The organism is Gemmiger formicilis, from assembly GCF_024462815.1.
GTDB lineage: Bacteria > Bacillota > Clostridia > Oscillospirales > Ruminococcaceae > Gemmiger.
This window is the reverse complement of the sequence record NZ_JANGCG010000022.1, coordinates 1-13,005: the sequence shown is the minus strand read 5'-3', so window position 1 is coordinate 13,005 and position 13,005 is coordinate 1. Positions and strand designations below refer to the sequence as shown.

General features: G+C 52.8%; 13 protein-coding genes. 8 read left to right on the top strand and 5 right to left on the bottom strand.

Going from position 1 to position 13,005, the window contains the following annotated elements; translation table 11 throughout:
* Position 1: 1 nt before the first annotated feature.
* The 4 genes from arsA to NE623_RS13090 form a co-directional block, all read right to left on the bottom strand.
* On the bottom strand, positions 2-1,738 hold the full coding sequence (gene arsA / locus NE623_RS13105) for an arsenical pump-driving ATPase (RefSeq protein WP_256273147.1): 1,737 nt from the start codon (positions 1,736-1,738) through the stop codon (positions 2-4).
* Positions 1,738-2,106: an arsenite efflux transporter metallochaperone ArsD gene (arsD, locus tag NE623_RS13100; RefSeq protein WP_256273148.1), complete on the bottom strand. Its 369-nt coding sequence runs from the start codon at positions 2,104-2,106 to the stop codon at positions 1,738-1,740. The genes arsA and arsD overlap by 1 nt, the downstream gene beginning before the upstream one ends.
* A 21-nt stretch (positions 2,107-2,127) precedes the next feature.
* Positions 2,128-3,174, bottom strand: a complete 1,047-nt coding sequence (gene arsB, locus NE623_RS13095) for an ACR3 family arsenite efflux transporter (protein ID WP_256273149.1) — start codon at positions 3,172-3,174, stop codon at positions 2,128-2,130.
* Between the two features lie 67 nt (positions 3,175-3,241).
* Positions 3,242-3,550 carry an ArsR/SmtB family transcription factor gene (locus NE623_RS13090; protein WP_256273150.1) on the bottom strand — a complete coding sequence of 103 codons (309 nt, stop codon included), beginning with the start codon at positions 3,548-3,550 and terminating at the stop codon, positions 3,242-3,244.
* A gap of 160 nt (positions 3,551-3,710) precedes the next feature.
* Here NE623_RS13090 and NE623_RS13085 point away from each other — a divergent pair, with 160 nt between their 5' ends.
* The 7 genes from NE623_RS13085 to NE623_RS13055 all read left to right on the top strand — a co-directional run bounded on the left by NE623_RS13085 (position 3,711) and on the right by NE623_RS13055 (position 10,318).
* Positions 3,711-4,067 (top strand): ArsR/SmtB family transcription factor, encoded by a 357-nt coding sequence (locus NE623_RS13085; protein ID WP_195192047.1) that lies wholly within the window; start codon positions 3,711-3,713, stop codon positions 4,065-4,067.
* 66 nt (positions 4,068-4,133) lie between these two features.
* Entirely contained in the window at positions 4,134-6,713 is a 2,580-nt protein-coding gene (locus NE623_RS13080; protein ID WP_195192046.1) for a heavy metal translocating P-type ATPase, read from the top strand.
* Positions 6,714-6,724: 11 nt separating this feature from the next.
* The gene (locus NE623_RS13075) at positions 6,725-7,225 is read left to right on the top strand and encodes a DUF6921 family protein (protein ID WP_195192045.1); all 501 of its coding nucleotides are present in this window, start codon (positions 6,725-6,727) and stop codon (positions 7,223-7,225) included.
* Between the two features lie 7 nt (positions 7,226-7,232).
* A complete protein-coding gene (locus tag NE623_RS13070) occupies positions 7,233-7,772 on the top strand; it encodes a pilus assembly protein PilX (RefSeq protein ID WP_195192044.1) in 540 nt (179 codons plus the stop codon).
* A complete protein-coding gene (locus NE623_RS13065; protein ID WP_256273151.1) occupies positions 7,769-9,319 on the top strand; it encodes an FAD-dependent oxidoreductase in 1,551 nt (516 codons plus the stop codon). Before NE623_RS13070 ends, NE623_RS13065 begins: the two co-directional genes overlap by 4 nt.
* 6 nt (positions 9,320-9,325) lie before the next feature.
* On the top strand, positions 9,326-10,027 hold the full coding sequence (locus NE623_RS13060; RefSeq protein ID WP_195192042.1) for a succinate dehydrogenase/fumarate reductase iron-sulfur subunit: 702 nt from the start codon (positions 9,326-9,328) through the stop codon (positions 10,025-10,027).
* A 3-nt stretch (positions 10,028-10,030) separates the two neighbouring features.
* Positions 10,031-10,318 (top strand): DUF4491 family protein, encoded by a 288-nt coding sequence (locus tag NE623_RS13055; RefSeq protein ID WP_256273152.1) that lies wholly within the window; start codon positions 10,031-10,033, stop codon positions 10,316-10,318.
* A gap of 54 nt (positions 10,319-10,372) precedes the next feature.
* On the opposite strand, the gene mobQ is transcribed toward NE623_RS13055, so the two are convergent.
* Complete coding sequence (mobQ, locus tag NE623_RS13050) at positions 10,373-12,097, bottom strand: MobQ family relaxase (RefSeq protein ID WP_256273153.1); 1,725 nt, start codon at positions 12,095-12,097, stop codon at positions 10,373-10,375.
* A gap of 208 nt (positions 12,098-12,305) precedes the next feature.
* On the opposite strand from mobQ, the gene NE623_RS14940 reads away from it, so the two are divergent.
* Complete coding sequence (locus NE623_RS14940) at positions 12,306-12,923, top strand: DUF4368 domain-containing protein (RefSeq protein ID WP_256273154.1); 618 nt, start codon at positions 12,306-12,308, stop codon at positions 12,921-12,923.
* The last annotated feature ends 82 nt before the right edge of the window (positions 12,924-13,005 follow it).

Here is a 13,005-nt window from a genome sequence, read left to right as displayed (position 1 = left end):
GTTACAGTGACAAAAGGCTGTCGCCCTTAACTTCTTCCGGGTGCCATGACAGCAGCACGGTCTTACCGTCCGTATGTCGATCCACCTTGCCGATCCACTCCGCCTCATTGCTTGCCTTGACCGAAAGCGTCCGATTGCTGCTGCCGGTGAGGGCGAATGACTGGTTGATAACCCACCAGTTTGCCGAAAGACCTGCCCTCTTCAAATCGTCCTCCAAGCGCAGCGCCTCATAGATCGGCGTTGCTTCGGGAAGCGTCACAATAATGACTTCCGTTTCCTCACCTTTTAATCTCGGCAGCAGACGCTTGACAGATTCCGGGGTTTCGCCCTTGGTTCGGCGAATTTCGCGGTCATAGCTTTCCGTGGATTCCAAAAGAAGCAGTGTATGTCCCGTTGGGGCGGTGTCAATCACAACAATTTCATCGTCCGCCTTTTCCACGACTTCCGCAAAGGCACGGAATACGGCGATTTCCTGTGTGCAGGGAGAACGCAGATCTTCCTCGATATAGGCAAGATCCTCACCGGACAAACCGTTCTGCCGCGCCTTGGAAAGCACTTCTTCCTGATACTTTTTCAGCTCTGCCGCCTCGTCGATGTGGCTCATGGTGATGCCGTCCTGCTCGGATAGCACAAATTTTAGATGCGCCGCAGGGTCGGTGGTAGTCAGATGGACTTTCCGTCCGCGCTTGGCCAGTCCCAGCGCAATCGCGGCGGCAACCGTTGTCTTTCCTACGCCGCCCTTGCCCATGGTGAAGATGACCTTTTTGTTTTCCGCATCCAGTTCGTCCACAAGGTCGCTCAGCCGGTGCAGCTTTGTCAAATCGACTTCTGCCTTCTGCTGCTCAAAGCGATCCTCCGTCAGCATGGCGCGGATGTTGGCAATGCCGGTGATTGGGTAAGCGCGAAGCGGTACAGCGTACTGTGTCAGCCGTTTCAACCCCTCCGGCATACCGGCAAGGGCGGACTGCTGCTTGCGGTACAGCTCCGAGGACAGCGTATCGTCATGCTGCGTCAGGACGCCGTTGACAATGAGAAGCTGATTTTGAATACCCAGCTCCCGCAGTTCACAGGAAGCGCGATTGGCTTCTTGCAGCGGTGCTGTTTCCGGTCGCGTTACCAAGAGCAGCGTGGTCTTGTTGCCGCCTGCAAGGGTATCGACTGCCGCCTTGTAGACGGCTTTCTTTTCTTCCAGACCGGATAGCTGCCCAAGGCAGGATGCTCCATGGGTGCTTTCGCTGATGAAATTGCTCCATGCAGAAGGCAGTTGCAGCATCCGCAGCGTGTGTCCGGTAGGGGCAGTATCGAAGATGATGTGGTCATAGCTTTTCTGGATGGTTTCATCGGTGATGAAGCCGGAAAACTCATTGAACGCCGCAATTTCAACGGTGCAGGAGCCGGAGAGCTGTTCCTCCATGTTGGAGATCACGGTGTCAGGCAGAACACCGCGATAGGGTGAGATCACGCTTTCCCGGTACTCTGCCGCCGCCTCGATGGGGTTCAGGTTTGCCGCATACAGCCCCGGCACTTCCGGGATGGGTGTGGGTTTGTTGTAAAGCTCCATGGTGAACACATCCTGCAAGTTGGAGGCAGGATCGGTACTGATGAGCAGCACGCGTTTTCCGCTGTCCGCAAGACCGGCGGCAACCGCACAGGCGGTAGAGGTCTTTCCCACGCCGCCCTTTCCGGTGAAGAACAGGTATTGCGTCAGGTGGAGCTTGTCAAGTGCAAAGGTTTCCATCAGCATTCTCCCTTGCAACAGTAGCCTCCGCCGCAGCAGCTTTCCTGCTTGCCGAGAACATCCTGCGGCAGTTGCAGCCATTCGGTGAACTCTTCGTTGGTGGGATAGCGACCGGAAACGGCAAGCTCACCGTCCACGACGGTAACAGGCAGTTTATCCGCGCCATAGAGCTTGACAAACTCGCTGACAACATGGTTCGTGACGAACTGCATCGGAGCATTGGTGAGATTATAACGCTTGACCTCGATGCCTCTCTCTTTCAGCGTATTCAGCACTGTGGAAATCCGCAGCAGCTCCGGGTCAACGCTCACGCCGCACAGTCCGGTGGAGCAGCACATAGCGGGTTCAAAGATTTCGATGTTTTTCATGGGAATACCTCCATTATGATTTTATTTTGCAGAGAACAAGCCCTGTGTTTTGTTTGCAATACGGACAAGCAGTAGCATCACCGGCACCTCCGTCAGCACGCCAACGGTAGTGGCAAGCGCGGCGGGAGAGGTCGTGCCGAACAGCGCCACCGCAACCGCCACCGCAAGCTCAAAGAAATTGGATGCGCCGATCATCCCGGCAGGAGCGGCAATGGTATGCGGCAGCTTTAAGAGCCAACAGGCGAGATACGCAATGGCAAAGATCAGGAAGGTCTGCAAGATCAGCGGCACGGCAATCAGGACGATATGCAGCGGATTTTCCAGAATGACATTGCCCTGAAAGGAAAAAATCAGAACCAGCGTCAGCAAGAGTCCAAGCGTGGTTGCGCCGTCAAACTTTTTAACGAATACGGTTTCAAAATATTCCTTGCCGCGGCGCTTCGTCACAATGAGGCGGGTCAGAATACCGCCCGCAAGGGGGATGACCACAAACAGCACCACCGACAAGATCAGCGTGTCCCACGGCACGGACACATTGGAAACGCCAAGCAGGAATTTCACAATGGGAACGAACGCCACAAGGATAATGAGGTCGTTGGTAGCCACCTGCACTACCGTGTAGGCGGGGTCGCCCTTTGTCAGACTGCTCCACACGAACACCATTGCTGTGCAGGGTGCCGCGCCCAGCAGTACCGCACCGGCGAGATATTCCGTGGCGAGGTCGGGCGTGATAAACGCTTTGAACACCGTGAAGAAGAACAGGCTGGCGATGCCGTACATGGTAAACGGCTTCACGAGCCAGTTCACGATCCATGTGACGAACAGTCCCTTGGGGTTTCTGCCCACATTTTTAATGCTGCGGAAATCCACCTTCATCATCATGGGATAGATCATCACCCAGATGAGGATTGCCATGGGAATGGACACTCGTGCGTACTCAAACCGATTCAGGAATGCCGGGATCTGCGGCAGAAATTTACCGATGCCGACACCAATCACCATGCAGAGAATCACCCACACGGTCAGATACTTTTGGAATGCGCTGATTCCGCTCTTTTCTTTGCTCATAAAAGTCCTCCTAAGATTTATAAATTCAAATGTATCGATATGTAAGTCAAAAGGAAAGCCGTGACTTTCAGCCTTCGCAGCACGGCTCTGCTTTACAGCAGCAGGAAACGGTGGTCAGCTCCCGCAGGAGCTTTCTCGCGTTTTCTGCGCCCTGTTCAGAAATGGAGTAGTACATCCATTTTCCCTCTTTGCGCCCGGACACGATGCCGGAGTCACACAGAATTTTCATGTGGTGAGAAAGTGTGGGCTGCGTGACACTCAGTTCGTCCAGCAGCTTGCAGGCGCACTTCTCGCCGCCGGTCAGCAGCTTCAGGATACGGATGCGGTTTTCGTCGCAAAGCGCCTTGAATACCGCCGCAGTTTTTCTCTCGTCCATCCCGTCACCTCGCATTGATGATTTTCTATGTGTTTATGATACACGATACATAGATGCTTGTCAATGCTTTTTTCACAGCCCTATTGACAATTCGAGAAGTGTGCGTATAATATAGTAATTGAGTAATTGCTCAACTAAAAAATAAAAGGAGGTTCATGCCATGGCTCATTCGGAATACACCTGCAACTGCGATGTCATTCACGAAGATGTGGTGAATGAGGTTCGGAATAAGCTGCAAACAAAAGAGGACTATATCCAGCTTGCGTCCCTGTTCAAGCTGTTTGGTGACGGAACGCGGGTGCAGATTCTTCATGCGTTGGAGCAAAGCGAGATGTGCGTCTGTGATCTTGCCGTGCTGCTTGGCGTCACGAAATCGGCGGTTTCTCACCAGCTCAAGGCATTGCGGCTTGCCAATCTTGTCAAATTCCGCAAGGAGGCGCAGATTGTTTATTACTCTCTCGCTGATGACCATGTGAAAGAAATCATCGACAAGGGGTTTGAGCATCTGAAAGGCTGACCCCCTTTTCTTTTTACCATTGAAGTTGAGCGTTTGAACAACTACACAATTATCAAGGAGGATAATATGGAGCATATCTTCATTCTCAAAGGTCTGGACTGCCCAAATTGTTCTGCAAAAATTGAGAAGGAAGTTGGAGAACTGGCGGGAGTCCAGCTTTCTTCTATGAATCTCATGAAACAGACCCTGACGGTTCAGGCCGAAGCATCTGTAACCAATCTGCTTGATACTGTCACGACCATCGTCCATAGCCACGAGCCGGATGTGGAAGTATCGGAAAAGCTGACTGCCACTGTCACGAAAGCCTTTCTGCTAAAAGGCTTGGACTGCCCGAACTGCTCTGCAAAAATCGAAAAAGAAGTCGGCGAACTGGAGGGCGTTGCGGAGTCCACTATGAATCTGATGCAGCAGACCCTGACGGTTCAGGCTGCTCCGGCGATTGCCTCCACGCTTCTGCCGCAGGTCGAAACCATCGTCCATAGTCATGAGCCGGATGTGGAAGTGTCGGAAAAGCTCACTGCCACTGTCACGAAAGCCTTTCTGCTAAAAGGCTTGGATTGCCCGAACTGCTCCGCAAAAATTGAAAAGGAAGTCGGCGAACTGGAGGGCGTTGCGGAGTCTACTATGAATCTGATGCAGCAGACCTTGACGGTCAAGGCTGCTCCGGCGGTTGCTTCCACGCTTCTGCCGCAGGTTGAAACCATCGTCCATAGCCACGAGCCGGATGTAGAGGTGTCGGAAAAAAGCGAAGACACCGCAGCGCCACAGGAGCAGAAAAAAACATCCATTTTCAATGCAGAGGACAAAAAGCTGACGATTCGTTTGTTTACAGGTGCCGTGCTTTACGGAATCGGCATGGCGTTGACCGTCTTTGCAAAGGTATCGCTTCCGGTTGAGCTTGCGTTTCTGATTGTGGCGTATGTGATCCTTGGCGGAGATGTTGTCTGGCAAGCGGTGAAAAACATCTCCAGAGGACAGATATTTGACGAGCATTTCCTCATGAGCCTGTCCACCATCGGCGCATTTGCCATCGGCGAATACCCGGAGGCTGTTGCCGTTATGCTGTTTTATCAGATCGGCGAGTTTTTCCAGTCGCTGGCGGTCAAGCGTTCCAGAAAATCCATTTCCGACCTCATGGACATTCGCCCGGATGTGGCATCCGTTCTTCGGAATGGAGAACTGCGCACCGTTTCCCCGGAAAGCATTGCCGTGGGAGAAACCATCGTTGTAAAGCCCGGAGAAAAAATCCCGCTGGACGGCACGATTCTGGACGGCAGCTCCATGCTGGATACCAAAGCGCTGACAGGAGAATCGCTGCCGAAAGAGGTGCAGAAGGGGGACGAGGTTCTGTCCGGCTGCATCAATCAAAGCGGCGTTCTGACCATTCAGGTCACAAAGAGCTTCGGCGAGTCCACTGCTTCCAAAATTATCGATCTTGTGGAAAATGCCTCCGCAAGAAAGGCACCTACCGAGAATTTCATTACGACATTTGCCCGCTACTATACGCCTGTTGTTGTGATTCTGGCTGCGCTGCTGGCACTCCTGCCGCCCATCCTCACCGGCGGCAACTGGGCGGAGTGGCTGCGCAGAGGTTTCGTGTTCCTGATTGTTTCCTGCCCCTGCGCTCTGGTAATCTCCATTCCGCTGACCTTCTTCGGAGGAATCGGCGCAGCCTCCAAGCGCGGTGTCCTTGTCAAAGGCAGCAACTATTTGGAAGCACTGAATAAGGTCAGCGTTGTTGTGTTCGACAAAACCGGTACGCTGACAAAAGGCGTGTTTCAGGTGACGGAAGTCGAAACCGCCAACGGGTTCGACCGGGAGCAGGTTCTCTTCCATGCAGCTCAGGCGGAAAGCTATTCCAACCATCCCATCGGCAAATCTATTCTGTCCGCATACGGGAAGCCTGTTGATCAGTCTGTTATTTCGGACTATCAGGAAATCTCCGGACATGGCATTAGCATTTGCAGCGAGGGCAAGAAAATTCTTGCCGGAAACAGCAAGCTGATGGATGCAGAGCAGATTCCTTACACGCCCTCCGATGCAATCGGAACCAAGGTATATGTGGCAATCGACGGCGTGTATGCCGGGTGCATTCTGATTTCCGATGAAGTCAAGGCGGACAGCAAAGCTGCGATTGCCGCATTGAAACAGGCAGGCATTGAAAAAACGGTGATGCTCACCGGCGACGATGAGAAGATTGGCACAGCGGTTGCCAATGCGTTAGGTCTGGATGAGGTCTGCGCACAGCTATTGCCGAACCAGAAGGTAGAAAAGCTGGAGGAACTGGACAAGAAAAAGCGCCCCGGTAGCAAGCTGGCCTTTGTTGGCGATGGCATCAATGACGCACCGGTGCTGGCCCGTGCAGATGTGGGTATCGCTATGGGCGGACTTGGCTCCGATGCCGCTATCGAAGCTGCGGATGTGGTTCTGATGACAGACGAACCCTCTAAGCTGGTAGAGGCCATTCAGGTTGCAAAGGCCACCAAACGAATTGTCATGCAGAACATTATCATCGCCTTGGGTATCAAGAGCGTATTTCTGATTCTCGGTGCCTTCGGCATTGCTGGAATGTGGGAAGCCGTATTCGGTGATGTAGGCGTGACGATCATTGCCGTCCTGAACGCAATGCGGATTCTGAAAAAGTAAGAGGTGTTGCCATGAAGCGCAGGCTGATTCTTTTGGCAGTGGTTGTGGCACTGCTGGCAGGCTTTGGCGCGCTGCTGCATTCACCGCCGTCACTGGTGGATGCAATCAGCGGCGCGACACCAAAGGCAAAGAAAGCGGAGCAGGCTTCTGCACAGCTCAGCGGAGATTATGTGTTTTGCATCAACGCCGCAGAGCTGCCGGATTCCGGATTCCGCACGGAACTGAAAGACATGATTTCCGGCGAGGATGAATCAGTATCAGCCCCATCGGAAAAGCTGAAACTCTATGTCAGTGATACGGATTACGCATTGATTCGGTATGCGGAAAAGGTATGCCAAACTCTGCGGGAATCGGGACTGGATATTCAGGTGAAAGAATGCAGTGCTACCATGTTGCGTTCCAGAGCCGTAAGCGGACAATATCTGCTGCTGCTTTTCTCCGCAGATCTGATGGATGCCGAATCCGTAGCCGATGCGGACTGTATCACGCTGCACAGCACAGAAATGAGGTGAACAGGATATGCGAAAGCTGAATACCATTCTCTCTGTTCTTCTGCTGGTGATTTTCCTGCTTCACGGCATCATGGGCAGCTTTATGCTGCTCGGCATCGGCAGCAATGCCGGGAAAATTCTTGCATGGGTGGGCGTGGCTGTTCTTGCGGTTCATGCAGGAATCGGCATCATTTTGACCGTGCAGACACTCCGGGCAGAGAAAAATAGCCCCAATCATTATCGAAAACAGAATGCTATGTTCTGGGCAAGACGCGCCAGCGGATTTGCGATTCTCATTCTGATGTTTTTCCATATCGGACTGTTCGGCGGTGTGCAGGACGGTGCCTATATCCTGTTTCCGTTTACCACGGTCAAGCTGATTGCGCAGCTGCTGCTGATTGCATCGCTGGCGGTGCATCTGATGATCAACATTCGCCCGCTGCTGGTGTCCCTTGGTATTATCCGGTTTCGGGAACGGCGGGGCGATCTCTATCTGATTCTATCGGTGATTTTCCTGTTTTCCGCCGCTGCGGTTATTCTTTATTATGTGGGGTGGCAGCAGCTATGAAAAAGAAAATCGTTATTATCGGCGCTGGTCTTGCGGGGCTTTCCGCAGCCTTGCAGACCTCTGAAAACGGCAACAAAGTCGTACTGGTGTCCGCCTATCCCTCCGAACGGGCGCAGTCCGTCATGGCAGAGGGTGGCATCAATGCTGCCTTGAACACCAAAGGCGAGGATGACAGTCCGGAACAGCATTACGCAGATACAATCCATGCTGCCTGCGGCCTTGCGGACGAAAACGCAGTCTGGAATCTGACCCATGCAGCGCCGGAGCTTGTCCGGTGGCTGCATCGCATCGGCGTTCAGTTTAACACCAGCGGAATCGATGAGCCGGATCTGCGCAATTTCGGCGGTCAAAAGAAGAAGCGCACTGCTTTTGCCCAGAGCGACACCGGCAAGCAAATCATGACCGCACTGATTGATGCTGCGCGGGAGCAGGAAGAGAACGGAGCCGTTAAAAGGCTCAGTCATCACGATTTTGTCACGCTGCTCATGGAGGATGCAGCCTGCTGCGGCTGTGTTGTTCGTGACCGATATTCTGGGGAGCGTCTGACGCTGTCCGCAGATGCCGTTATCATTGCCACGGGCGGAATGCACGGCCTATTTGGTGACACCACCGGCTCTTTGTTCAATACAGGGACGGTCACGGCAGAGCTGTTCCGATTGGGTGTTCCGATGGCAAATCTGGAAATGATTCAGTATCACCCTACCACCGTACCAATCGGCGGCAAGCGAATGCTCATCAGCGAAGCGGCCCGCGGAGAGGGTGGCAGACTCTTTGCCATGCGGGACGGAAAGCCGTGGTATTTCATGGAGGAAAAATATCCGGAGCTGGGGAACCTGATGCCCCGCGACATCACTGCAAGAGAGATTTGGACAGTCCGGCAGCAGAGTGAAGTATTCTTGGATATGACCGGCCTTGCACCGGATGTATACGAGAAAAAGCTTTCCGGTCTGGCAGAGGATTGCAGGGTTTACTTAGGTGAGGACATCCGAAAGGAACCGATTTCCGTCAGCCCCGGTATTCATTATTTCATGGGCGGTATCCGGGTGGACGCGCAGCATCGGACAGGTGTGCAAAATCTCTATGCAGCCGGAGAATGCTGCGCCCTGTATCACGGAGCAAACCGGCTGGGCGGAAACTCGCTGCTTGGCGCACTGTACGGCGGCAGAGTGGCAGCGCAGACGGCCTGCGCAGAAGCAGAATCTGCATCAAAAAGAGCTGTTTCGATTCAACCAAGCAACGCTGTCCTGCCCTGCGAACCGCAGGACAAGGCAGAGCTGAACCGTATCCTGCTCCATGCACTGGGCGTTGTGCGTAGCGGAGATACCATGCAGGATGCTTTGACCCAAATTGCCGGAATGCACGGCAGTCTGCCGCTGCTGGGGCAGGCCGTGCTGAAAAGTGCGCTGGCAAGGAATGAAAGCCGTGGAGCGCATTGGCGTTCGGACTATCCCCAGCGCAATGACGCCGAGTTTCACAAAACAACGGCGGCGTATTATGACGGGCAGACGGTTCATATCTCGTGGGACGCTGTTCCGGAAAGGCGGTGAGCGCAAATGGCATATCAAATTCGGATCAAGCGTCAGTCTGCGCCGGACACAAAATCCTATTGGCAGGAATTTTCCTACGATGGTTCGGCAGATGCTTCTGTTGCCGCAGTCCTCAATGAACTGAATGGCAGGATGCCCCTGACAGATGCCTTCGGCAATCCGGCGAAGCCGATCAGTTGGGAGTGCGGCTGCATGGTTCGCAAGTGCGGTGCCTGCGCCATGCGTATCAACGGCGTTCCGCGCCTTGCCTGCTCCGTGTTTTTGAATACGCTGAAAGGCACAACGGTTACCTTGGAGCCGCTGAGTAAATTTCCGCTGGTAAAGGATCTGGTAGTTGACCGTTCCATTCTGTTTGAAAACATGAAAAAGATAGAGCTTTGGCTGAAAAGCGATGCTTATCTGGCAGAATATACCCATGAAGCACGGTATCAGTCTGCCCGGTGCCTGATGTGTGGCTGCTGTCTTGAGGTGTGCCCCAACTTCTCCGCAGAAGGCAGCTTTGCGGGTGCTATTGCCCCGGTGAATGTATATCGCATTCTGAACGAAGAACAGGATCACTCCCACAGAGAAGAACTGTCCGCCAAGTATAAAGCGGCTTTCTTTGATGGCTGCGGGAAATCTCTATCCTGTCAGGATATTTGTCCGGCACATATTCCTGTCGAGGAGCTTACGGTTCGCTCCAATGCAGCAGCTATTTGGAGGAGATAAGTAATGAATTATTCTGGAATCATAGTTGGATTGATTTCACTTGCTATAATTGGACTGTGGCACTTCATTGTCATTAAAGGGGAGTATCTGCTTGGAAAAAGAATATGCATCCTCATTTTTGCAATTATCGGGTTTATATTCATTTGCGTATCCATGCTTACGGATAATATAGAAATCAGCGTACTGCTTGCATTATTTGGTTTTTCAGCACTCTGGGGAATCCGAGAGGTTGTCGAACAGGAGCGCAGAGTGGCAAAGGGATGGTTCCCCAAAAGAAACAAGAAATATTGATTTATAACAAATAAGGAATTCCCAGCAGTTACAAAGCGTAGCTGCCGGGAATTTTTATCGGCTCATATCAAAATCATGATTGTGCTTTTGCTTCTGCCTATTAGATTTCCGTTGCGGATACCGGCGCTCATATTCGCGCCGCATGGCTTTATCGGAAATGCTATCCGTCGTTTCGCCAATTACGGTATCTGCCTTGCGTTCGGCGCTCATCATAGCGCGGTAGTCATAGTCGCTGCCAAAGGTTTCCCTTAGCTTCGCGGAGAGCGTTCGGGTATGCTCACGGCGAATATCGATGCGGATATTTTTCACGGAGTCAATATCCTCTGGACAAATTTCGGCGTGGGCAGCCTCAAACTCAGCGACACTTTCATCGCGCATGGCAGTCAGTTTTTCATGCTGCTCGGTCAGCTTCGTGAGGTTCTGCTCAACGATTTCCAGCCGCTTTTTAATATTGTGCGCTTCACTGTCGCTATGGCAGTTCAGAGAAGCGAGCAGCATAGACTTCTTATCGCGCAGTTCTTCGATTTCTTCCGTCAATGCTGCAATCTGTCCGGAAAGCTGGTGCAGACGGATAGGATGCAGGATGCCGCAGGCTTTCTTCTCGGCCAGCATATTCTTGCGTTCGGCAGATTTATCCTTAATTTGCTGTTCTACTGCGTGAATATCTCGTAAGACTGGTGTAATCTTATCCCTTGTTTCCTGATAGTCACGGGTACGCCGGTGGTTGCGAATCAGCTGATATTCAGCAACGATGATTTTATCTCGCAGCGTTTCCAGCGCTTGAGCAATGCGGCTGATGCTGTATTCAGCGGCTTTGGTCAGCTTTTGCAGCGTGGATTTCAGTTCGCGCAGCAGTTTGTTATCTGCCCGTATCTGACGATTCAGCTCGCAGCGGTCAGCAATCATACCCTGCTTTTCCAGATTGCGCGCATGATACCCCTCATGGACAGTCGGCTGCTCGCTCAGTCCCAATGCAGCATGGCTCAGATGTGTAACCCGTTCGGACCGCTGTTGCTGCTCCAATGCGCGATTGATATACTCTGCCCAGCGTTCCCGCCATTCCAGAAGCTGCACTTCACTGTTCCACGCCTCGCAGATGGGATTTTGCCGCCCGAATTTGGTGGCTTTCGGCTGCTTGGAGGTGCGCTCCCATGTCGGATGCAAAGCCGCTTCGGAGGGCGTAAACCAGCCGGTAACGCCGCTTTCATTGCGGTACTTATAGAGCTTTTCCCAACCTTCAGATTGTGCCTGCCGAAACTCCGCTGCGGTGAACCCTTTTTCTTCTCCGCGGCGGCAGAGATATTCTTTCTGCGTCTCTGCCTGCCATTTGCCATTGGCATCCAATGGGCGGACGGTCAGCATGATATGGGCGTGCGGATTGTGACCATCTGTATCATGGATGGCGAAGTCGGCGCACATCCCTTTCGCAACACATTCTTCCAGCACAAACTGGTGCAGCATTGCTTGCCAGTCCTGCATGGTCAGCTCCGTGGGCAGTGCAACAATCAGCTGGCGGGCAAGCCGACTGTCTTTTGCTTTTTCGGCCTGTTCTACCGCATTCCAGAGAGTCTGCCGATCTGCCCATTCAGCCGGGGCCATATCGGGCAGCAATATCTCGGAAAACAGAACGCCCGTTTTCTTCGTATAATCATGGGTAATACCGTCATAATCGTTGTAAAGCTGCTCGCCGCTTTGATATGCTGCGGCGGCAACAGCAGAGCGCCCAGCGCCACGGCTGATGACTTTCGCTTCAAAGTGGTAGATTGCCGTTTTTATCACCTCGCTTTTCGTACCTGCTCCCGTCCATCGTCCCTCGTCCTGCGCGTCCTCCGTCCTTTGCTTTGACCGGCGCACCGGGCAAAGCAAGCGGCACGGCTATGGTGTGAAGCATATAAGCGCACACCTGTTCCGTGCCGCAAATCTTCCCACCGCAGTGGGCGCACGATCCCCGAAGGGGATACCACCGCCGCTTTGCGGTGGTGAATAAGTGCGCCCTTCGGGAAGAACGGCAGCCCTTACGGACTGCTTGCGAACTTACGCTTCAACTCAGATTTCAGCGTTTCCAACTCAAGCTCTGCGCATTGCGGATCTTATCCAACTTTCGGAGCGTGAATGGAACGGCACAAAAGCATCTCAGCAGAGAGAAGCTGATGCCTGCAAGCGCAGATTAGACGAGCTTGACACACTGCTTCAGCGAATCTATGAGGATCATGTGTTTGGTCGGCTTTCCGATGAACGCTACGCCGCTATGTCTGCCAACTATGAAGCTGAAATGACAGAACTGAAAACGCACTATACGGAAATTCAGACGCAGCTATCTGCTTATGTGAGAAAAGCCCGCAGCGCAAAAGAATTTGCGGACTTGGTAGAACGATATACCAACATCACCGAAGTAACCGCCGAAATTCTGCATACCTTGGTCGAGAAGATCGTGGTGCATGAAAAAGAAGTGGTAGACGGACAAATCATTATGCGGGTGGATATTCACTACCGCTTCATCGGAAAAGTTGGTTCCATGGATGGCGAAAACTTGCAGACTCCCGGACTTCGCAGGAATGCGAAGCTGCTTGCAGAAGCAGGAGCTATTGCGGCTGCGGGAGCATAAGTCTATGCGGCGCGCGATAAACAAAACACGCCCGTTATCATCAAATACCCGTTCTGGCAGATGACAGCCAAGAACCCAAACG

Coding starts and splice junctions, on each gene's coding strand:
- NE623_RS13065 (WP_256273151.1), top strand. CDS start 7,769: ATGAAAAAGAAAATCGTTATTATCGGCGCTGGTCTTGCGGGGCTTTCC.
- arsB (WP_256273149.1), bottom strand. CDS start 3,174: ATGAGCAAAGAAAAGAGCGGAATCAGCGCATTCCAAAAGTATCTGACC.
- NE623_RS13055 (WP_256273152.1), top strand. CDS start 10,031: ATGAATTATTCTGGAATCATAGTTGGATTGATTTCACTTGCTATAATT.
- arsD (WP_256273148.1), bottom strand. CDS start 2,106: ATGAAAAACATCGAAATCTTTGAACCCGCTATGTGCTGCTCCACCGGA.
- NE623_RS13085 (WP_195192047.1), top strand. CDS start 3,711: ATGGCTCATTCGGAATACACCTGCAACTGCGATGTCATTCACGAAGAT.
- NE623_RS13090 (WP_256273150.1), bottom strand. CDS start 3,550: ATGGACGAGAGAAAAACTGCGGCGGTATTCAAGGCGCTTTGCGACGAA.
- NE623_RS13060 (WP_195192042.1), top strand. CDS start 9,326: ATGGCATATCAAATTCGGATCAAGCGTCAGTCTGCGCCGGACACAAAA.
- arsA (WP_256273147.1), bottom strand. CDS start 1,738: ATGGAAACCTTTGCACTTGACAAGCTCCACCTGACGCAATACCTGTTC.
- NE623_RS13080 (WP_195192046.1), top strand. CDS start 4,134: ATGGAGCATATCTTCATTCTCAAAGGTCTGGACTGCCCAAATTGTTCT.
- NE623_RS13070 (WP_195192044.1), top strand. CDS start 7,233: ATGCGAAAGCTGAATACCATTCTCTCTGTTCTTCTGCTGGTGATTTTC.
- NE623_RS13075 (WP_195192045.1), top strand. CDS start 6,725: ATGAAGCGCAGGCTGATTCTTTTGGCAGTGGTTGTGGCACTGCTGGCA.